Here is a 16,224-nt window from a genome sequence, read left to right as displayed (position 1 = left end):
TCGTCCGTTGGCTGGGGCTGAAATGCAAAAAGGCCACCCGAAGGCAGCCTTTGAAATTTTTGAATCCACCTTAACAATCAGACGGATTTCTAGTGTTAGAAAGATAATTACCCAGTTTTCGGAAAAAGTAAATAGCTCACGATAAAATATTGCACTATTTTCTCATTCACTATGCAGTTACGCGCTGCAATACCCGTTCCGCATGGCTCTCTTCTCTCTCGAGAATACGAATTAAACCGTCATAAAATGGCTTCACGGTTTTATCCCAGGTCGCCGAGGAGATAGCATCCGTGACCTGTTGCACAGCAGCGTAGGCATGTGACGCTGGTATGCGCTCATACCCACGGCCTGAGCATCGTTTGCAGGTTCCTCTGACCGGTACACCCTGCTTTGCTGTCTCTTTCTTATCAACTGCAGTACCTCTTCCAGAGCAATCACGGCAGGCCGTCGATATCTTGCCTTTCCCGTTGCAGGTTTTGCACTTAACGCGAACAACCTCTCTCAGTTCCCGGCGCACTTCATACTCGGAAGGTCTGAAGCCCTCCACGCCAAAACGGATCGACGCTTTGACAAGCTCTTTCGCAGGGAAAGGGGTGTGAACTTTATTCGTGAATACTTCGGCCTCAATAAATCCAGTGCCGGAGCAGCAATCACAAGCAACCTCACTCGATGCGCTGCGGGAGTAATCCAGGAAGGCAAAAACTGATAGCGCCAGAACAACGCGAACTCTTGTCTCATCCTGAAGCTTTCTCAGTGGCGCCACGCGAACAGATTCAGCCATGCCCTTCTCAGCCAGCAATGTCACCGCCTTGACCTTATCGGCATCGCTGACACCCATTTTCCCCATGAACGCCGAAAGGCCCAACTCCGCCTGCGCCTGGCACATCCCGAATGCCGCCATCACGTCAGTACCGGTCAAAGAATCCGAAGCCGTCGCGCGCGGAGCGTCGCTAAAGGTCGGTGATTTCGGTGCAAAGTATTTAGGAATCGACTCTAATCTCATTGTTTTTCTCCCACGGCTTCCTGAAGTTGCTGGCGAATTTTTTGTAATAGCTTGCTGGCTTGGCGATGAACTCTTTCCGAACGCTTGTCGGCGGTTGAGAGCAGCAAAAGCTGCTCGTTCAGATTGGCCGTGTTCAGCAGCGCATCGCAGACGTTCCGGTACTGCTGGCGTGTTATGGTCACCTCTTTCATGCGATCGCCCCAATGCCGAAGGAGAAATCCAGGAACTCAAACAGCAGTTCAACCTGGCTCCCATGTTCCGCTTCCCAAGCCGCCATATCCTCGTGCAATGCGTCGTGGCATTTACGGCACAGCGGGATAGTGAAAAAGTCGTGGGCCTTGGTTCCCATGCCGCCCTGCCCGTGGCCGATGATGTGGTGAGGGTCGTCTGAGCGCGCTCCGCAACCGCAGCAGGGGCGAGTCTTAACCCAGCGGGTATATTTGCTATCTTCGGCGCGGGTTTTCTTCGGACGCAGCACAAAGGCGCCAGGGACTTCAGGATCGACCTTGAAACACTTCTGGGCCTGCTTGGAAATAATCGCAGTGGCCGCCGGCGTGCAGTCCATCTCGGACTCCTTGCGGGTGCCGGTGATCACCTTCGGCTCCGGTAAGTCGGTAACGGTGCGCGCAACGTCATCGGGGATCAATTCGAATACGCCGGACAGCATGGCCCACAGCATCAGCTCAGGGATTGTCAGCTGCCCTTCTGACTTCAGACGGTGTTTTGCCGTTGCCACCACCCAGCGCGCAGTGTTGCGGGCGGCGATTTTTTCCAGCTTCGGCGATACACCCAGGCTTTTTTTGTAGCACCCAGGACAGATGCGAACGGCCGAATTACCTACACGCTCTGTGTCCAGAATTGTCTCCGGCAGGTCATGCTTGCTGTACTGACATTTCGTGAACTGCGTCGCCCAGGCTTCAATCGCGTTAACCCCGCCGCAAGCGTTGATGACGCGCTCATGGGTGAAGAAACCCTGTAACCGTGGGTCGTTGGCGATCTCATGCTCCACCGCCGGCAGGATGCCTTCAGGTGCGTCTTTGAATTCTTTTGGCAGCGTGGAAACCATCACGCGGCCTGTCATGTGAAACGCCAGCTTTTCGTCAACCGGGATCAGGGCAATACCCAGATCACGCTGTACCGCTGCTTTGACTATCGCTCTCATGTCGGTTGTCCCTGTTTTTTGGCGCGAATGCGAGCCAGCAGATCTTCACCTTTGCGCTGAAATTTGCCGTCTTTGTCCATCAGTTCTGATGGCGCTGGGATGTTCTGCTTGTAGGCGATTTGTGGCGCAGGGGTTGGCACGCGCTCGCCCTTAGCCAGTCGTTTAGCCCAGCGGTTGAGGTGCTGTTGAATTGACTTGCGGATCTCACTTTCGGTGTGGTTGTACTGGAGCATCTGGTGACGAACGTCGATCACAATCCAATACATGACCGGAGCCGACCAGTTGAAATCCTCTGGGCGGACGTGGCCGCGATTAGCGCTGTAGCGTTTGAACTCCGCCTCAACTTCATCAACCGATGGCAGGCCGGCATTCAAAGCTGCACCCGTCTTGCACCAGCCAATGAATTTCCCACAGCTCGGCCAGAAATCGCTTTCCTGCTGTCGGGCCATACGCATGCCAGCTTGCAGTTGTTCCACCGAGGTGATCCCGTTCTCTGCGAATGCCAGAATCCACTGACGCTTTGCTGCAGCGACTTCTGCTGGCGTGCTCAACGCTGTTTGTTTTGCCGCAGGGAAGACTTGCATGAGGTTGGTGAACAGCAGATCAACCAATTTTTCCGCATTCACATTGACTACCCGCGCCTGTGGCTCCGCCGGCATCATCCGCGCCAAGGCTCCACCATCGCGATTTTGAATGGCACTCATGAATTTATTCATAGCGTGTTACCCCAGGCTTCGGCCGTGTTCCAGTGTCCACCAGACGCGTCGGCAGGGTTGGCGCTAAGCTTCAGCGTCAGATCATCCCACTTCTCGCGCAGCTTTGACGGGCTCAGGATGTTCTTGCACCAGAATGGATCCCGGTTTGCCTTCGCGAACAGCTCACAAATCTGCTTGTGTGTGCGTCCGTCCTGAGAGCACATCAGGCGGATTTCGTTTGCCCAGTCTGTCCAGTTAGGTTCCTTCGGTCTGGCGACTTCCCCATCGCTTTCGGCAGCTTGCTCATACAGCTTCACGATGCGTGACCGGATCCACTCCGCGCACTTCAGGTCTTCAGCACTGCCCCAGATTTTTTTCTTGGCACTGAACACAGCAGCTTCTGGATGCCGAGATAAAAACTTCTCCTCGTCTGATTCGTCGGGTTGCGTAGCGACCTGACAAGAAGATTTATTGTCTTTAGGTTCTAGTGATAGGTTCTGGTGCCGCGTGCTGCCACAGGGGGTGCCAGCAGGTGACCCAGGGGCTGTGCTTTCTGACGCCCCACCTATGCTTTCTCCTGACACACCTGTGTTTTTTGACGGCACAGGGGCTATGCTTTTTCCTGCCATAGGGGCTGTGTTTTCTGACGACACAGGGTTACCCAAGGTCAATTGGTAAATATTTGACGTGTTGCCCTTCCCATTGTTGCTACCAAGGCGGTTCTCTTTGGATAGCAACCCCATAGTTATCAATGCCGTGATATGTGCCTTTACCGCGCTTTTGCTGCACTCGCAATGATCGGCAATGTGTTGGTACGACGGCCAGCATTCGCCGTCATCGTTGGCGTTGTCAGCCATTTTGATGAGCACCAGCTTGCGCAGCGGGTTACCCACCTTAATTTTCATGGCCGTTGCCATCAGGATCATGCTCATACATCCACCCGCTTAAATTTCTCTTTGAACCTTTCAAGGGGTTGCATGCACTCATGCGGATAACCCTCTCGCGTGAAAATGACCTGGCGCTCAACCCGATCCCAGCGGATGACGTGAACCTGCACGCCTCGCCAATCCGTGTAATACCGATCGAGCTCAGTGCTTTGCGAGCCGGACATTTTTCAACCCTTGACGAGATGCCGACATATCGATAACAATCTGGCTGTTCATTGCAGAACTCCCAGTTAGAAAAGTGATTGCCGACCAGCTGCAACTGCTCGGCTTTCTTCTTGCCCCAGGCCATAAAGCCCCCTATTCCGTCTTTGGTTCCCGGATGTGCTCAAGCATCGCCATTAACCCGCGCGCCAGTTCTGCGGTTTCCTCGCCCCTGAACGTCAGCATGGTTTCCGAACGCCTGAATCCCGTAGCGGCCAGAAGTAGGCTCGCTTTCTCCACCAGCCCCCCTTTGCTCTGCCAGCGGCTCACCTGCGATTTATCAACGCCGATCGCGCCGGCCAGGCTTGTCACCCCGATAGCTGCAATGCGGCCCATGATGTCGCTCTGGATCGCCTGAGCTTCGTTGCGTGTTGTTGCGGTTTGCATCTGTAATAATCTTCCTTGTTAAAAATCAGTTTGTTGTAATCAGGTCTGACAGGTCTGGGCGAATCTCTACGGCTTTAACTTTTCCGCCAGTAGCTTTCTCGATGCGCTTAACGTAAAGGGCGTCAATGCCGCCTCCGTGAACCCAGCGCCAGACTGTTGGTTGTGATACACCGCATAAGATGGCTAATTTCTTCTGTCCACCTACGATGCTTACGGCTTTTTGGATAGCTTTGCTCATCTTTTAATCCTTAAACGTATTATTCAAGGATGATAATAGCAATGAGTATTATCAACTGCAATAGCAAAGCGAATTTGACGCTCAATACGCGTGGCTATAAATTTGCTGGCATGAAAACGACACTTGCAGAACGCCTCAACATGGCGATGGCCAAACGCAACAACATGACCCAAGCAGCCCTTGCTGAGGCGTCAGGCGTTGCGCAGCCGACCATCTGGCGATTAACTAAAGGAAAGGCAAAAACTTCTGGGCGGCTCGTCGATATTGCTAATGCCCTGGGTGTGAATGTTGATTGGCTGGCTAATGGCGTTGGCGAGATGGAGGGGGATACTCCGTTCATAACCCCACGGATAGAGCGATACAGTCAGATCCCGGTATGGGATGAAAATGGGGTTACTGACGATTTTGTCATTTCTCCAAAAGGAAAAGCATCACCATCATGGAAAGCCTTTATTCTAAAAAGAAATAGCGGATGCGCAGAAGCTCCTGCAGGCTCTATTGTTATTGTTGACTCAGACTCCACGCCGGGTTCCGGTGATTTAGTCGTTGCAAAAGTGAACAGCTCAGTTTCAGCTTATCGCTTCGTTGATGGCGGGTCGCATGGATACTTATCCGTTGACGATGCCAGGGTTCCACTGATTGAACTAGCGCCGGACTCATTGATCGGTGTTGTAGTTCTACTGCTACGCGACTTCAGAATGTAATCCCCCAAACCCTGCTCTGGCAGGGTTTCTTTTTCGTACACTCCCGCCGCACGACGCACTAACATTTCAATCATATGAAACCCCGGGTGTAAAAGTGACACTCAAAAATACTGTTTATATGTACAGTTATTTTCAAACTTTAATCCTTTCTCAAGAATTTGCAAAGCGTTAATCCCTGCCAGAAATCACACAACAGACCTTATCTAAACCTCTTAGCACAAATTTTTACCAACTAAATTTACTTTCAAAACAGATGATTATAACAATTGCTATTGATTCAATCTTAATACGTATTGCTATTGATAATACTCATAGCTATTATCAACTCCATCGACAGCAACAACGTCACCCCAAACCACCGGGGCGCTCTTTAACAATCAGGTTTAGTCACCCAGCACTGAGCAGAGAGATCTGCACAACTCAGTACCCGGCAGTCCCCAGCCCTTACGGGGGTATGGCACCAACGGCATGCAGCGGACAGGACTGGATGACGAAATGACTTTTAACCCCGCTTGCTCTTATCAGCTTCGGCTATGACGGGTGCAAGGGGACATAAGCGCGGGAGCCTGACCCAGCAACGTGAACAGGCAGACAACTGGAGGGCGGGAAAATGTAACGGTTACGGAGTGGATTTACCCTGCCGTCGAGAACATCCGGCGGACAGGCATAAAACCACTACAGCAGAGGGTTACACGATGAGCAACGAAGACTTGAAACACATCATCGCGCAGTTATTGCAAGACGCCCAGCGCATTCAGCAGCTTGAACCGAACGCTGGAACTGCGGCGCGTATTGAAGAAGCCAAAGCAGCACTGGCCAGCTAACACCCACCGCGCCCTACGGGGCGCACTGAGGCAATCATGAGTTTAAACGGATGGAAGGCGCTGGTTTACAGCGTCGCTGCCGGCCTTTGCCTGTGGGCCTTAACCATAGCGGGCTGCGTCTATTTCGCCGGTTAACGCCGGCATATCACCTATCTGGTGGCGTATCGTTCCGGCTCACCTTTTAACCTACACAGTATAAAGCCCCGGCTCGATGCGTCACCAGGTGCGTGATAAATCACAAGCCTGCTCAGTACCACTTCCCTTGTCACATCCTTTGCCCGCTAGCCGGGGCTCTTTTTTCACATCAGTAAAGGCGCTGCCCTGCTCCAGCGTGCTGGAACCGTAGGGAAACCGAGCGCGTGCATCAACTCAGGCAGCGCCTTTACCCATGTGAATTTCATTGAGAGGACATGTTATGCAAACCACTACCCAACGCTGTGAGCATTGCGGCCAGACGCGCGACGTAACCAAACAGGCCGTGAGCATTCAACGCTACGAAGACGGCAGATATAAAGCCGTAAGAATCCTCGTCTGCGCCGATACCTGCGCGCCGGTGTACGTCGTCCGTCAGAACATCAGAACTTTGCAGCGCCGCCTGCACACTCAGCAGCGGAGGCCAACATGGTAAGCCTCAACGCCCGTATTCAGCACAAGTACGACCTGACCGGGGGCGATTTCGCCCCTAAGCGCCACTACGGCAAACACCTTTTCTACCTACTCATTTTTACCCTGTGCCTGCTGACTGCCGGCGCGGTCTGGAGTTAATGCATGGCGAACTCATTCAAGCAAATGGCTAAGGACGGAACCATAAAGCGCCCTGACGGCCGCATGACAATGCGAATTGACGATATTCACGTCGAGGAAGGGTTTAACAAACGCATTGAGAGCGAACAGACCAAGGATGACGATGAAAGGCTCTTTCAGCACCTGATGAAGGGCAGGCCTGTGCCGCCGCTTGAAGTGCGGGTTCGTGATGAGGGTGGTGTTTGGATAGTTGAGGGGCATCGTCGCCACCGAGCTTATGTTCGTTGCCGTGAAGCCGGTAAGCCTGTTGACCGTATACAGATAATTCCTTTCACCGGGAATGATGTTGAACGAATCGCCCGCATCATGAACAGCAACACACAGTTGCCGTTATCTCCTTACGAGCAATCTCTCGTTGTAAAAGAGCTGGCTGGCTTCAATCTTACGCCAGACGAGATTGCCTCGTTGGTCGGCAAGAGCCGCGCTACGGTCGATAAACTGCTTGCCCTCACCCAGGCAAATCACGATGTTCAGACGCTTGTCAAAGATGGCGCCGTTGCCGTCGATGCCGCTGTTGAGCGCGTTAAAGAGCATGGAGAGCAAGCCGGAAAGGTACTGGCTGGCGACGTCGAAAAGGCCAAGGCAGCGGGCAAGAAGAAGGTAACAAAATCCTTTATCGCTCCCAAGTTCAGCGCGCCAAAGTCCCGCAAGCTCGTCATGCTCTTGGCCCAGGCCGAAGTCCGTGAAATCGACGGCCAAACCGCTTACATTCTTCCCGCCGGCACTCAGCTTGATGTGCTCGCCATTCTCGATGAATACCGCTCCACCAGCGGCAAGGAGAATCCCGATGGTTCAGAGATATAACCCTGATTACGTCATGCACGCGGCGCGCTTTGCGCCGTTTGCCCGCGAAGCTCAGCACGGTGAGTTCGTTAAATTCTTCGACTATGAAGTTTTGAAGGCTGATCGCGATGCGCTGGCACAACGGATTGAGCGCCTTAGTGGCATGCTCACCGAATCCAGAGTTGCGACAAAGTCGGCAGAAGAACGAGCCGATGCGCTGGCTGTGGAGAATGCGGCGCGCGGCGAAATCATTGAACGCCTGATTGGTATCTTCACTGCATCCGGCTATCACGCTATGCAGAACTCACATGACCCATGCAGCTCGCTGTTGTTCGACGCATTCCAGGTCATTAGACAACCGGCCACTGACGCAGCACTTGCAGCTATCCAGGAGCAGGCCATCGAAGATGCTGTGAAGAAGGTTCTCAGCGTGGACACGATCGCATCTACAGCTGTGATTTCTCACTTGCTGCGTACATATGCCACCGAGCTGCGGGAGGCAAAATGAGCTTCTATAAAATCAGTACCCCGGAAGCGAACGCCGCTTGGGATGCAATGCAGCAGGCTGATGCCGCGCTTCGCCAACAGGGTTCAGAGTTCGCTAAATTGTTCGGTGCTCGCCCAGTTTTTAAAAATGACGTTACCAGCACGTCTTTCCACGGCATTCGTTTTCACGGCACTACGTATGTTTCCGAGTCTCTGTGGACTAAACCAACCAACAACAACGGTTACTGCAGTTGGCCAAAATCTAAAGCCCCTCGCGGGATGTCGGCTGAGCACAAAGAACTTACGGCGCTTTGGAATAGTAACCGTCCCAAGAATTCAGTAGATGTTTCAGCTTTCTATCCCGCCATAGGGCTTGATTGGGGGATCCTGTTCATGACTGGTTTTTCCATGTTCCGTCATGCCAATACGATTTACATCGAAACCGGTGCAAAACCGAAGGCTGATGCTGGCGCGGTAGAAATACTCGGAAGCGAGTACAACGCGGCAAAGCGGGAGGCCAAATGAAAGCCTCCGAAATAGATGATCGTCTCTACAGCGAGGCTGTTGAATTTGCTCGCCTGCAAGCATCGATCGGCATCGTGGCTATTCAGCGACATTTCCGCATCGGCTTCAACCGCGCAGCGTGGCTTATCGAACGCATGCAGGAAGAAGGCGTCGTAACCGCCCCGGCATGGAATGGCATTCGCACAGTGATTCATGGAGGTAGTGATGCCAGCAAATGAACTGAAGCCGTGCCCGTTCTGCGGCGGTCCAGCGGTAATGCTTCACCAGAAGTTTTACTTGGTCGAATGTGACGATTGCGAAACCAACTACATGGCTGGGCCAATTGGAATTGGCTGGCATAAAACCGCAGAAGAGGCGGCAGTAAGTTGGAATAAACGACCTAGTGAAGAGCGACTTCAAAAGCGCTTGCAGCGCATTGATTCAATGCTTACCGAGTCTGTCGAAGCTCTCAAAGCAGCCGAGGCAGAAATACAACTTTTGAAGGATAAATAAAATGTCAAATCAAAAAGATGCAGCTGTTTCCGTAATGCAAGAATTCTTCCCAAATGGCGGCCGTGATTTCGATGAGGTCTGCGCTCTGTTTGACGCGATTGTTGCTGGAAAGGTGCCAGGCATTGCGTTCACTCCCGGTGACAGCGCTAGGGAGGTGGAGCGTGGCTAAGCGTAAGAGCAACAGAGCGGCACTGAGATTATTTGGTGCGTTTGGTCGCCTGAGTAATACGCGGAGAATTACTTTCCGTGTCCTATCAGATCACTGGTCTTGCTGGCGTGTCGTCTGCATTGACAAATTCAAGCCAACGCGCCGCCAGCGTCGCAATGCAAAAATCATTCTGGCATTGCTGGCCGAGGCCCAGGAGAAAGCACAATGAGCGTATGCATGGTTGATATTCGCCGACCTAACCAACGGATTCCTGACGTAGAAATGCCAAACCACACATGGTTTTGCGTGCTGGATATACCGGGGATGGAGGCTCTGACAGACACGCGAAAATTCTGTGACACGGCTACTGCTACTCCGGCCAAGGCCAAAAAGATGGCTGATTTGGTTGAGGCATGGACTCCGCCGGACGGGTGGTGCAACGGTAACGACAAAGAATGGCACGCCAGAATGAAGGGCTACATCGTCGAGTTCCTTCGCAACTGCAACGGATTCAGAGTGAGGTAACGAGATGGACAATAAGCTGAGCGAACTGAGCAAGCCGGTGGCGCAGATTTACTACGATGAGCATGATTCGTCAGTAATGCGCATCGGTTGGCTTCGTAGCGATGAGCCAAAAAACCCGGAGCCACTCTACTCGCAAGAGTACGTCTCCGCCTTGCAGCAGAAAATCGCAGAACTCGAACAGGCTATGCGCCATATCCACGGCGCGTTATTGGATATCACCGTACCAAGAGTGGCGATAGCCAAAGCCGCAGAATTGGCGGTTGAACACGCAGCCATGAAGGAGCAGATCAATGGATAAATTCAACTATTTGAAGGAGCAGTTGGCGGCGGCACTGGCAACGTGGCAGCAAACCAACGGAGGTAAAACGACTGTGGGCTGGATGCACGCAGCCAATCCTGAGGTTGTCTCCGATTTGCTGGCAGAGCTTGAAGCGAAGGATGACGCACTGCGGGCAATTGCGTTTCATGTCTCTGCGGGCGGTTACACCGCCGATATGCGTTTTGATGACTTCCCCGCCTGCGGCTCTGAGCGAGAAGCTGCCCTGAAACTTGCCGATTGGATGCAGCGTCTTGGCGCTGCCATTGAAGACCACTGGAGCCAGCCATGACCACAGCAAGCGAACTTATCAGTCGTGACCTTTTGGAGTGGGACAATCTGCAAAAGCGCTACTGGAATGCTTCTTCTCTGCCGCGCGCTGAGCGATTCAAGCATAACCCAAAGCGCAAACAGTACCGGCGAGACAGGGTTCTCATCAGGCTTCTGAAGCTTAACATCGATGCGGCACGTAACCGAATTGCACGGGGGATGCATGACACTAACGACTGAGAGATTGAAAGCACTACTTGATGAGCTGAAATCATGGCAATACGGCTATGACCCAGTAGATGACAAAGAACAGTTTGACATGCTGGCAACGGCAGAATGGGCGGTAATCGAACTCCTGGCCAACAGGGAGGCGCAGCCGGTGGCATATGCAGTTTTCGCGGATAACGGGAATATTCGCATCTGGTCTACCGACAAGGGAATCACTGAAAATGTCGGTGTCCCGGTGCCGCTCTACACCGCCCCGCCAGCGCCAGCAGTGAACACATCGCCGGACTTTGAGGCGTGGTTTGTTGAAAAATATAAGCAGCCAGAGCGCCTGGTTAAAAATGAAGATGGCACCTACAAGTTCGCTGGCGTTCAGATGGCTTTTTCTGCATGGGTCGATGGCCGCGCCGCAATGCTGGCAGCAGCGCCGGGGGATGGGAATGATCACGATACCCGACGATAACGAAATCATCTCGCGGCTCAGCATTGCCGGATCCACGCCGGATTCTGTCGCAAACCTCCTCCGCTGTGCCGGCTACAACGGTATGACTGGGAAAGCCATCCGCTTGCGCCTAATTAAGCTGGAAAAAGAAAACGCCGTTGAGAAAGTCCACCGTCCTGGCATCCGCTCCGCGTGCTGGGCGCCAATCACCAAATAACCCATCGGTAAAAATGAAACCACGAATTCCGCAACGAATCAGCATCAAAGCTGAGGGGGTTCTATGCGCCTATAGGGAGGGCAAAAAGAAACCCAACCGGACATACCAACATAAGCATTTAACGCTGCCAGTGGCCCGCTGCTGGCGATTGCTGTCGAAAGACAACGGCAATTCATGGGAGGTTATGTCCCACGAGCGCTACAACAACCAGATAAGGATCTGACATGACCAATTATGAGATGCTGCAATTCCTCATCGAGGACGGGGGCTGGTACACAGCAGTAGGCCATTTCGATTTACTGAAATCCAAGTTCCCCGAAATTACCGAGAATCACATAAAGTCGCTGCGCAGTGCTATCCAACGCTCTCCCTTGGTTGTTGCCAAAAGCAAATTAACTGAAGGTAAAAAGGCCTTCAAGGTTATCTCTATCGACCCAAGTTACATCACATACGCCAGAGCAAGACCGCCGACCACGCCAGGAAAAATTACCGATAGCTATATCCGCAGTGAACCGCCGGAAGTGGTGAAAATGATTTTGCTTGTCCAGCAATTCAACCAACTCATCACCCCTGTAACCCACCAGCGCACCTACTAATCCCGGAGATAACAATGCCATTAAAATATAAATCTTTGGCCCATCAGGCGGCTGAGGCAGAACGGCGCGCCCATTTTGCAGACGCTGCAGAACTGTGGCGCCAGGCTGGTAATGCAGCGCGGGCGGTGGATGTTGTCTGGGTTAACGTCCGCATAGAGTTTTGCGTCAACGCGGCCGCACGCTGCTGGGGTAATGCTCAATGACCTATCAACTCATCTATGCAGATCCCCCGTGGGATTACAAAAACCGCGTCAGCAACGGCGCCGCCACTAAAAAGTATCCCACTATGAAAATAGAGGATATTAAACGTCTTCCAATCTGGTCTATAGCCGCCCCTGATAGCATTCTCGCTATGTGGTACACATCGACTCACGTTGACGAGGCTTGCAGATTAGCGGAAGCCTGGGGATTCAGCGTCAGAACGATGAAGGCTTTCACCTGGGTGAAGCTCAACCAGCAGGCAGAACTGCGTTTCAACAAGGCGCTGCTACAACAAACCATCTTCGACTTCACCGATCTGCTCGACATGCTCAACGCCGAAACCCGGATGAACGGCGGAAATTACACCCGCGCCAACTCCGAAGACGTGTTGATCGCCGTTCGCGGCCAAGGCATCGAGCGCGCCAGCGCATCAGTAAAGCAGGTTGTGTTCAGCTGTCTCGGCGAACACAGCGCGAAACCCTGGGAAGTCCGCCGGCGGCTTGAGCTGCTCTACGGCGACGTGTCACGAATCGAACTATTCAGCCGTGGCGATGCGCCAGGCTGGGATCATTGGGGGAATCAATGCCCAGTAAACAGCCTGCAATTGCTGCCGGCAGCGTTCAGCAAAACGCACTCCGATCAGTAGCGAAACGCTGTAACGACGAACTCCACGCCGCGATTAAGCAAAACCCCAAAGCCCCTTTCGACACCCTATCCCGCCCTATCATCATGAAGCATTTCGCTCAGGTCGAACTGCTCGGCATTTCTTTGCCGCGATTCAACTACACGATCGGCATGCTGAATGGGCGTTTTACAGAGAGATGACTATGGCAGAAATAAACATAAACGATGTGCCGTTCACGCTCCCTGAAGCGGCTGCATTCATGAAGAAGTCGCCGAGAACCCTTCGAGCACTGATTAAAGAGGGGCTGCTTCATGCCAACAAAAGCGGGAAGAAAGGCGGCGGTAGATGGGAGATTTTAAAGTCCGAGTGCCTTGCATATTACGCAAGAGAGACAGAAAATCGGGCCGTGAATGCAGACGGCCATCAACAGAAAGGTAACAACAGATGGCCCTCAAACAACGTTACGGAAATTGGTACTGCGATTTTGTCGAACCGGGCAGTGGTAAAAGAATTAGACGCTGCCTTAACACGACGGACAAGCTCCAAGCGCAAGAGCTCTACGATCAGCTAAGAGCTGAGGCTTGGCGGGTAAACAAGCTTGGGGAGATAGCGGAGCACACTTTTGAAGAGGCGTGTCTCCGCTGGTTAACGGAGAAAGACGAGAAAAGGTCATTAGACGACGACCGAACGAAGATAGAGTTTTTCCTGCAGCACTTCGCCGGCAAAACCCTTTCATCTATCACGGAAGATCGGATTATGGCCGCTGTCGCCAAAATGCCCAACAGGAAACATCGCCAACGATGGGAACTCAAAAAGGCCGCAGCAGAGCGGAGGGGTAAACCGGTGCCGGCATACGAGCCTAAACCAGTATCAGCGGCTACTCGAAGCCAGCACCTCTCTTTCATGAGGGGGTTGATGAAGATTGCGGCCGATGAATGGAAATGGCTACGCAAAGCGCCGGTGATAAAGGTAAGGAAGCCTGCAAGCAAGCGCGTCAGGTGGCTGACAAAGGAAGAGGCGGCCACCTTGATCAAATGCATGCCTGAACAGTTTAGGCCCGTTGTCGTTTTTGCCCTGGCAACTGGCCTACGCCGTTCAAATATCATCGATCTCGAGTGGTCACAGGTTGACATGCAAAGAAAGGTGGCATGGATCCACCCAGAGAACGCCAAAGCGGGTAAGGCTATTGGCGTTGCTCTGAACGATACCGCATGCCGAACGTTACGTGATCAGATTGGAAAACACTCACGGTACGTCTTTGTGCATACGACAGCACGGAAGCGACCAGGCGGCGGAGTGACCCCGGCAGTTAGGAAAATGCGGGTTGATGATAACTCAGCATGGAACACCGGGAAACGGAGGGCGGGAATAACTGATTTCCGCTTTCACGATCTGCGGCATACGTGGGCGAGTTGGTTGGTTCAGGCAGGTGTGCCGCTTTCGGCACTGCAAGAAATGGGCGGCTGGGAGAGCATAGAAATGGTTCAGCGCTATGCTCACCTATCCCCAACCCATCTAACCGAACATGCGAGAAAAATTGACGAAGTCTTGGCGGGCAATGTCACTAATCTGGCACTTTTGGAAAATCTTGCAGTGGGGGAATGAGCGTAACTCATTGATACTTAATGGCACGCCCTATAGGATTCGAACCTATGACCTACGGCTTAGAAGGCCGTTGCTCTATCCAACTGAGCTAAGGGCGCATTGAGATGCGGCAACCTGCGGCTGCGGGTTGGGATTATACGGTCAGAGGTTAGCGAGTCAATGCCTTTTCATGACGTTACGGCGGCGGCCGTGCTTTATGGCGTTTTTTCCGCCAGCGCCCGCGCGGCGAGGGTTCCCGTCAACCGGTCGCCACGATGCTGAACCAGACCGACGCCTACGTAAATCGGCGCGCGTTCAGACCACTGCCGCACGTCGCCCCGCCACCGGCAAAGGCGAGCGGACTGCACCACCGCGGCGATGTTACCCCAATCCGCAAGCTCAACCCCCCGTGCGTTGCAGGTCGTCGCCATCCTTTCCCCCAGTGTAGCGTCAGGGCGTGCGCTGTTTAAAGAAGCCTGGCTCCACGGCGCCCAAACCAACAATAGCGTGCAGCCTGCCCAGGCGCAGCCCTTCATGCGCGCAGCCTCCGCCACAGCGCGCTCAAGCGCGCCCGCCACGACGGCGCTCCTTCATGCTTACCGAGCTGATGCAGCGCGGTGAGTTGCGCGCTGTCCGCCGGATGCAGCGAAGAATCGAACACCGTTTCTCCCACATGTTTAGGCTCCACCGGTTGCTCGCCAGGCTGGTGATGCAACGGATAAAGCCGGGTTATCGCTCTCATGATCCTGCCCTCTTTCGCCCTGTGTATGGCCCCAGCGTATGCAAATGCAGGTAAAAATGGCGTAGAGGATCCTGAGGCGGGCATAAAAAAAGCGTAAATCGCCGCCGGCAACGGTCGCGAGGGTGATTCTGCGCCTGACAGCGCGCTCAGCTTCTGCCAGAATAGCGGCATCCCCGCTTTTCTTAATTGATGGATTTCCACACTGATGTCAGCAAAGATTATTGATGGTAAAACGATTGCGCAGCAGGTTAGAAACGAAGTGGCTGAGCAAGTGAAACAACGTCTGGCGGCCGGCAAACGCGCCCCAGGGCTGGCGGTTGTGCTGGTCGGCGAGAACCCGGCTTCGCAAATTTACGTCGCCAGCAAGCGCCGCGCCTGCGATGAAGTCGGCTTCCTTTCCCGCTCCTACGACCTGCCCGCTGCCACCAGTGAAGCCGAGCTGCTGGCGTTGATCGACCAGCTGAACGCCGATGAGGAAATCGACGGCATTCTGGTGCAGCTGCCGCTGCCGGCCGGCATCGATAACGTCAAGGTGCTGGAACGCATCCACCCGGACAAAGACGTCGACGGCTTCCACCCATACAACGTCGGCCGCCTGTGCCAGCGCGCCCCTAAGCTGCGCCCGTGCACGCCGCGCGGCATCGTCACCCTGCTGGAGCGTTATAACATCGATACCTACGGCCTGAACGCCGTGGTGGTCGGCGCGTCCAACATCGTCGGCCGCCCGATGAGCATGGAGCTGCTGCTGGCCGGCTGCACCACCACCGTCACCCACCGCTTCACCAAGAATCTGCGTCATCACGTCGAGAACGCCGATCTGCTGGTGGTGGCGGTCGGTAAGCCGGGCTTCATTCCGGGCGACTGGATCAAACCGGGCGCCATCGTGGTGGACGTCGGCATCAACCGCTTGGAAAGCGGTAAAGTGGTGGGCGATGTCGATTTCGACGCTGCCAGCGAGCGCGCCGCCTACATCACCCCGGTGCCGGGTGGCGTCGGCCCGATGACCGTTGCTACACTGATCCAAAATACCTTGCAGGCCTGCGAGGAATATCACGACGTTCAACCTAAATAAGTAAGGCAGT

30 protein-coding genes, 1 tRNA gene and 1 pseudogene are annotated in these 16,224 nt (G+C 53.7%); 22 read left to right on the top strand and 10 right to left on the bottom strand.

Annotated features, from left to right (window positions below):
- Positions 1-169 precede the first annotated feature (169 nt).
- From C9411_RS13410 to C9411_RS13375, 8 genes are all read right to left on the bottom strand, one after another.
- Complete coding sequence (locus C9411_RS13410; protein ID WP_107227237.1) at positions 170-1,003, bottom strand: antitermination protein; 834 nt, start codon at positions 1,001-1,003, stop codon at positions 170-172.
- A complete protein-coding gene (locus tag C9411_RS13405) occupies positions 1,000-1,194 on the bottom strand; it encodes a hypothetical protein (RefSeq protein WP_060431732.1) in 195 nt (64 codons plus the stop codon). The genes C9411_RS13410 and C9411_RS13405 overlap by 4 nt, the downstream gene beginning before the upstream one ends.
- Positions 1,191-2,165 (bottom strand): DUF968 domain-containing protein, encoded by a 975-nt coding sequence (locus tag C9411_RS13400; RefSeq protein ID WP_107227236.1) that lies wholly within the window; start codon positions 2,163-2,165, stop codon positions 1,191-1,193. Before C9411_RS13400 ends, C9411_RS13405 begins: the two co-directional genes overlap by 4 nt.
- On the bottom strand, positions 2,162-2,881 hold the full coding sequence (locus tag C9411_RS13395; protein ID WP_107227235.1) for a replication protein P: 720 nt from the start codon (positions 2,879-2,881) through the stop codon (positions 2,162-2,164). Before C9411_RS13395 ends, C9411_RS13400 begins: the two co-directional genes overlap by 4 nt.
- The gene (locus C9411_RS13390; protein WP_107227234.1) at positions 2,878-3,792 is read right to left on the bottom strand and encodes a helix-turn-helix domain-containing protein; all 915 of its coding nucleotides are present in this window, start codon (positions 3,790-3,792) and stop codon (positions 2,878-2,880) included. The genes C9411_RS13395 and C9411_RS13390 overlap by 4 nt, the downstream gene beginning before the upstream one ends.
- Positions 3,789-3,971 carry a DUF4222 domain-containing protein gene (locus tag C9411_RS13385; protein WP_060452900.1) on the bottom strand — a complete coding sequence of 61 codons (183 nt, stop codon included), beginning with the start codon at positions 3,969-3,971 and terminating at the stop codon, positions 3,789-3,791. The genes C9411_RS13390 and C9411_RS13385 overlap by 4 nt, the downstream gene beginning before the upstream one ends.
- A 133-nt stretch (positions 3,972-4,104) precedes the next feature.
- Complete coding sequence (locus tag C9411_RS13380) at positions 4,105-4,395, bottom strand: CII family transcriptional regulator (RefSeq protein ID WP_107227233.1); 291 nt, start codon at positions 4,393-4,395, stop codon at positions 4,105-4,107.
- A 25-nt stretch (positions 4,396-4,420) separates the two neighbouring features.
- Positions 4,421-4,633 carry a helix-turn-helix domain-containing protein gene (locus tag C9411_RS13375; protein WP_072265807.1) on the bottom strand — a complete coding sequence of 71 codons (213 nt, stop codon included), beginning with the start codon at positions 4,631-4,633 and terminating at the stop codon, positions 4,421-4,423.
- A gap of 41 nt (positions 4,634-4,674) precedes the next feature.
- Here C9411_RS13375 and C9411_RS13370 point away from each other — a divergent pair, with 41 nt between their 5' ends.
- The 21 genes and pseudogenes from C9411_RS13370 to C9411_RS13290 all read left to right on the top strand — a co-directional run bounded on the left by C9411_RS13370 (position 4,675) and on the right by C9411_RS13290 (position 14,421).
- The gene (locus C9411_RS13370; RefSeq protein ID WP_199200130.1) at positions 4,675-5,337 is read left to right on the top strand and encodes a LexA family transcriptional regulator; all 663 of its coding nucleotides are present in this window, start codon (positions 4,675-4,677) and stop codon (positions 5,335-5,337) included.
- A gap of 695 nt (positions 5,338-6,032) precedes the next feature.
- Entirely contained in the window at positions 6,033-6,161 is a 129-nt protein-coding gene (locus C9411_RS26135) for a hypothetical protein (RefSeq protein ID WP_255413741.1), read from the top strand.
- Between the two features lie 621 nt (positions 6,162-6,782).
- The gene (locus C9411_RS25730) at positions 6,783-6,926 is read left to right on the top strand and encodes a hypothetical protein (RefSeq protein WP_158263881.1); all 144 of its coding nucleotides are present in this window, start codon (positions 6,783-6,785) and stop codon (positions 6,924-6,926) included.
- 3 nt (positions 6,927-6,929) lie between these two features.
- On the top strand, positions 6,930-7,769 hold the full coding sequence (locus tag C9411_RS13365) for a chromosome partitioning protein ParB (protein ID WP_107227232.1): 840 nt from the start codon (positions 6,930-6,932) through the stop codon (positions 7,767-7,769).
- Positions 7,753-8,256: a hypothetical protein gene (locus C9411_RS13360; RefSeq protein ID WP_107227231.1), complete on the top strand. Its 504-nt coding sequence runs from the start codon at positions 7,753-7,755 to the stop codon at positions 8,254-8,256. The genes C9411_RS13365 and C9411_RS13360 overlap by 17 nt, the downstream gene beginning before the upstream one ends.
- Entirely contained in the window at positions 8,253-8,759 is a 507-nt protein-coding gene (locus C9411_RS13355) for a hypothetical protein (protein WP_107227230.1), read from the top strand. Before C9411_RS13360 ends, C9411_RS13355 begins: the two co-directional genes overlap by 4 nt.
- The gene (locus tag C9411_RS13350; protein WP_107227229.1) at positions 8,756-8,977 is read left to right on the top strand and encodes a DNA translocase FtsK; all 222 of its coding nucleotides are present in this window, start codon (positions 8,756-8,758) and stop codon (positions 8,975-8,977) included. Before C9411_RS13355 ends, C9411_RS13350 begins: the two co-directional genes overlap by 4 nt.
- Positions 8,964-9,251, top strand: coding sequence for a Lar family restriction alleviation protein (locus C9411_RS13345; protein ID WP_158263880.1), 288 nt, complete (start codon positions 8,964-8,966; stop codon positions 9,249-9,251). The genes C9411_RS13350 and C9411_RS13345 overlap by 14 nt, the downstream gene beginning before the upstream one ends.
- Position 9,252: 1 nt before the next feature.
- Positions 9,253-9,420 (top strand): hypothetical protein, encoded by a 168-nt coding sequence (locus C9411_RS25725; protein ID WP_158263879.1) that lies wholly within the window; start codon positions 9,253-9,255, stop codon positions 9,418-9,420.
- Complete coding sequence (locus C9411_RS25605; protein WP_146158880.1) at positions 9,413-9,628, top strand: hypothetical protein; 216 nt, start codon at positions 9,413-9,415, stop codon at positions 9,626-9,628. The genes C9411_RS25725 and C9411_RS25605 overlap by 8 nt, the downstream gene beginning before the upstream one ends.
- The gene (locus C9411_RS13340) at positions 9,625-9,924 is read left to right on the top strand and encodes a hypothetical protein (RefSeq protein ID WP_049202630.1); all 300 of its coding nucleotides are present in this window, start codon (positions 9,625-9,627) and stop codon (positions 9,922-9,924) included. The genes C9411_RS25605 and C9411_RS13340 overlap by 4 nt, the downstream gene beginning before the upstream one ends.
- 4 nt (positions 9,925-9,928) lie before the next feature.
- Positions 9,929-10,222 carry a hypothetical protein gene (locus C9411_RS13335; protein WP_107227227.1) on the top strand — a complete coding sequence of 98 codons (294 nt, stop codon included), beginning with the start codon at positions 9,929-9,931 and terminating at the stop codon, positions 10,220-10,222.
- A complete protein-coding gene (locus C9411_RS13330) occupies positions 10,215-10,532 on the top strand; it encodes a hypothetical protein (protein ID WP_107227226.1) in 318 nt (105 codons plus the stop codon). Before C9411_RS13335 ends, C9411_RS13330 begins: the two co-directional genes overlap by 8 nt.
- The gene (locus C9411_RS13325) at positions 10,529-10,750 is read left to right on the top strand and encodes a hypothetical protein (RefSeq protein ID WP_107227225.1); all 222 of its coding nucleotides are present in this window, start codon (positions 10,529-10,531) and stop codon (positions 10,748-10,750) included. The genes C9411_RS13330 and C9411_RS13325 overlap by 4 nt, the downstream gene beginning before the upstream one ends.
- Entirely contained in the window at positions 10,734-11,198 is a 465-nt protein-coding gene (locus C9411_RS13320) for a hypothetical protein (RefSeq protein WP_107227224.1), read from the top strand. Before C9411_RS13325 ends, C9411_RS13320 begins: the two co-directional genes overlap by 17 nt.
- Positions 11,176-11,394 carry a hypothetical protein gene (locus tag C9411_RS25720; RefSeq protein ID WP_043147326.1) on the top strand — a complete coding sequence of 73 codons (219 nt, stop codon included), beginning with the start codon at positions 11,176-11,178 and terminating at the stop codon, positions 11,392-11,394. Before C9411_RS13320 ends, C9411_RS25720 begins: the two co-directional genes overlap by 23 nt.
- Before the next feature lie 224 nt (positions 11,395-11,618).
- The gene (locus C9411_RS13305; RefSeq protein ID WP_107227223.1) at positions 11,619-11,990 is read left to right on the top strand and encodes a hypothetical protein; all 372 of its coding nucleotides are present in this window, start codon (positions 11,619-11,621) and stop codon (positions 11,988-11,990) included.
- A 14-nt stretch (positions 11,991-12,004) separates the two neighbouring features.
- On the top strand, positions 12,005-12,193 hold the full coding sequence (locus tag C9411_RS26210) for an ANR family transcriptional regulator (RefSeq protein ID WP_146158879.1): 189 nt from the start codon (positions 12,005-12,007) through the stop codon (positions 12,191-12,193).
- Positions 12,190-12,837: an MT-A70 family methyltransferase gene (locus C9411_RS13300; RefSeq protein ID WP_107227222.1), complete on the top strand. Its 648-nt coding sequence runs from the start codon at positions 12,190-12,192 to the stop codon at positions 12,835-12,837. The genes C9411_RS26210 and C9411_RS13300 overlap by 4 nt, the downstream gene beginning before the upstream one ends.
- A gap of 175 nt (positions 12,838-13,012) precedes the next feature.
- Positions 13,013-13,183: pseudogene (locus C9411_RS26205) on the top strand (helix-turn-helix domain-containing protein); the annotation flags it as partial.
- A gap of 77 nt (positions 13,184-13,260) precedes the next feature.
- Positions 13,261-14,421: a site-specific integrase gene (locus C9411_RS13290; RefSeq protein WP_107227220.1), complete on the top strand. Its 1,161-nt coding sequence runs from the start codon at positions 13,261-13,263 to the stop codon at positions 14,419-14,421.
- 21 nt (positions 14,422-14,442) lie between these two features.
- Here C9411_RS13290 and C9411_RS13285 read toward each other — a convergent pair.
- Together C9411_RS13285 and C9411_RS13275 are read right to left on the bottom strand one after the other, a co-directional pair.
- Positions 14,443-14,519: transfer RNA gene (locus tag C9411_RS13285), tRNA-Arg, on the bottom strand.
- Positions 14,520-14,932: 413 nt separating this feature from the next.
- Positions 14,933-15,142 (bottom strand): hypothetical protein, encoded by a 210-nt coding sequence (locus tag C9411_RS13275; RefSeq protein WP_199200129.1) that lies wholly within the window; start codon positions 15,140-15,142, stop codon positions 14,933-14,935.
- A 205-nt stretch (positions 15,143-15,347) separates the two neighbouring features.
- Here C9411_RS13275 and folD point away from each other — a divergent pair, with 205 nt between their 5' ends.
- A complete protein-coding gene (gene folD, locus C9411_RS13270; RefSeq protein WP_004940177.1) occupies positions 15,348-16,214 on the top strand; it encodes a bifunctional methylenetetrahydrofolate dehydrogenase/methenyltetrahydrofolate cyclohydrolase FolD in 867 nt (288 codons plus the stop codon).
- Positions 16,215-16,224: the final 10 nt, after the last annotated feature.

Origin of the sequence: Serratia sp. Nf2, from assembly GCF_003028435.1 — a bacterium.
Taxonomy (GTDB): Bacteria; Pseudomonadota; Gammaproteobacteria; order Enterobacterales; family Enterobacteriaceae; genus Serratia; species Serratia marcescens_L.
Note: the sequence above shows the minus strand (reverse complement) of the source record. Positions and strands in the feature narration are given on the sequence as shown.

What these genes read in the sequence shown, in the direction of transcription:
- C9411_RS13410 (WP_107227237.1), bottom strand. Translation starts at nt 1,003, where the DNA reads ATGAGATTAGAGTCGATTCCTAAATACTTTGCACCGAAATCACCGACC.
- C9411_RS13405 (WP_060431732.1), bottom strand. Translation starts at nt 1,194, where the DNA reads ATGAAAGAGGTGACCATAACACGCCAGCAGTACCGGAACGTCTGCGAT.
- C9411_RS13400 (WP_107227236.1), bottom strand. Translation starts at nt 2,165, where the DNA reads ATGAGAGCGATAGTCAAAGCAGCGGTACAGCGTGATCTGGGTATTGCC.
- C9411_RS13395 (WP_107227235.1), bottom strand. Translation starts at nt 2,881, where the DNA reads ATGAATAAATTCATGAGTGCCATTCAAAATCGCGATGGTGGAGCCTTG.
- C9411_RS13390 (WP_107227234.1), bottom strand. Translation starts at nt 3,792, where the DNA reads ATGAGCATGATCCTGATGGCAACGGCCATGAAAATTAAGGTGGGTAAC.
- C9411_RS13385 (WP_060452900.1), bottom strand. Translation starts at nt 3,971, where the DNA reads ATGTCCGGCTCGCAAAGCACTGAGCTCGATCGGTATTACACGGATTGG.
- C9411_RS13380 (WP_107227233.1), bottom strand. Translation starts at nt 4,395, where the DNA reads ATGCAAACCGCAACAACACGCAACGAAGCTCAGGCGATCCAGAGCGAC.
- C9411_RS13375 (WP_072265807.1), bottom strand. Translation starts at nt 4,633, where the DNA reads ATGAGCAAAGCTATCCAAAAAGCCGTAAGCATCGTAGGTGGACAGAAG.
- C9411_RS13370 (WP_199200130.1), top strand. Translation starts at nt 4,675, where the DNA reads ATGAGTATTATCAACTGCAATAGCAAAGCGAATTTGACGCTCAATACG.
- C9411_RS26135 (WP_255413741.1), top strand. Translation starts at nt 6,033, where the DNA reads ATGAGCAACGAAGACTTGAAACACATCATCGCGCAGTTATTGCAAGAC.
- C9411_RS25730 (WP_158263881.1), top strand. Translation starts at nt 6,783, where the DNA reads ATGGTAAGCCTCAACGCCCGTATTCAGCACAAGTACGACCTGACCGGG.
- C9411_RS13365 (WP_107227232.1), top strand. Translation starts at nt 6,930, where the DNA reads ATGGCGAACTCATTCAAGCAAATGGCTAAGGACGGAACCATAAAGCGC.
- C9411_RS13360 (WP_107227231.1), top strand. Translation starts at nt 7,753, where the DNA reads ATGGTTCAGAGATATAACCCTGATTACGTCATGCACGCGGCGCGCTTT.
- C9411_RS13355 (WP_107227230.1), top strand. Translation starts at nt 8,253, where the DNA reads ATGAGCTTCTATAAAATCAGTACCCCGGAAGCGAACGCCGCTTGGGAT.
- C9411_RS13350 (WP_107227229.1), top strand. Translation starts at nt 8,756, where the DNA reads ATGAAAGCCTCCGAAATAGATGATCGTCTCTACAGCGAGGCTGTTGAA.
- C9411_RS13345 (WP_158263880.1), top strand. Translation starts at nt 8,964, where the DNA reads ATGCCAGCAAATGAACTGAAGCCGTGCCCGTTCTGCGGCGGTCCAGCG.
- C9411_RS25725 (WP_158263879.1), top strand. Translation starts at nt 9,253, where the DNA reads ATGTCAAATCAAAAAGATGCAGCTGTTTCCGTAATGCAAGAATTCTTC.
- C9411_RS13340 (WP_049202630.1), top strand. Translation starts at nt 9,625, where the DNA reads ATGAGCGTATGCATGGTTGATATTCGCCGACCTAACCAACGGATTCCT.
- C9411_RS13335 (WP_107227227.1), top strand. Translation starts at nt 9,929, where the DNA reads ATGGACAATAAGCTGAGCGAACTGAGCAAGCCGGTGGCGCAGATTTAC.
- C9411_RS13330 (WP_107227226.1), top strand. Translation starts at nt 10,215, where the DNA reads ATGGATAAATTCAACTATTTGAAGGAGCAGTTGGCGGCGGCACTGGCA.
- C9411_RS13325 (WP_107227225.1), top strand. Translation starts at nt 10,529, where the DNA reads ATGACCACAGCAAGCGAACTTATCAGTCGTGACCTTTTGGAGTGGGAC.
- C9411_RS13320 (WP_107227224.1), top strand. Translation starts at nt 10,734, where the DNA reads ATGACACTAACGACTGAGAGATTGAAAGCACTACTTGATGAGCTGAAA.
- C9411_RS25720 (WP_043147326.1), top strand. Translation starts at nt 11,176, where the DNA reads ATGATCACGATACCCGACGATAACGAAATCATCTCGCGGCTCAGCATT.
- C9411_RS13305 (WP_107227223.1), top strand. Translation starts at nt 11,619, where the DNA reads ATGACCAATTATGAGATGCTGCAATTCCTCATCGAGGACGGGGGCTGG.
- C9411_RS26210 (WP_146158879.1), top strand. Translation starts at nt 12,005, where the DNA reads ATGCCATTAAAATATAAATCTTTGGCCCATCAGGCGGCTGAGGCAGAA.
- C9411_RS13300 (WP_107227222.1), top strand. Translation starts at nt 12,190, where the DNA reads ATGACCTATCAACTCATCTATGCAGATCCCCCGTGGGATTACAAAAAC.
- C9411_RS13290 (WP_107227220.1), top strand. Translation starts at nt 13,261, where the DNA reads ATGGCCCTCAAACAACGTTACGGAAATTGGTACTGCGATTTTGTCGAA.
- C9411_RS13275 (WP_199200129.1), bottom strand. Translation starts at nt 15,142, where the DNA reads ATGAGAGCGATAACCCGGCTTTATCCGTTGCATCACCAGCCTGGCGAG.
- folD (WP_004940177.1), top strand. Translation starts at nt 15,348, where the DNA reads ATGTCAGCAAAGATTATTGATGGTAAAACGATTGCGCAGCAGGTTAGA.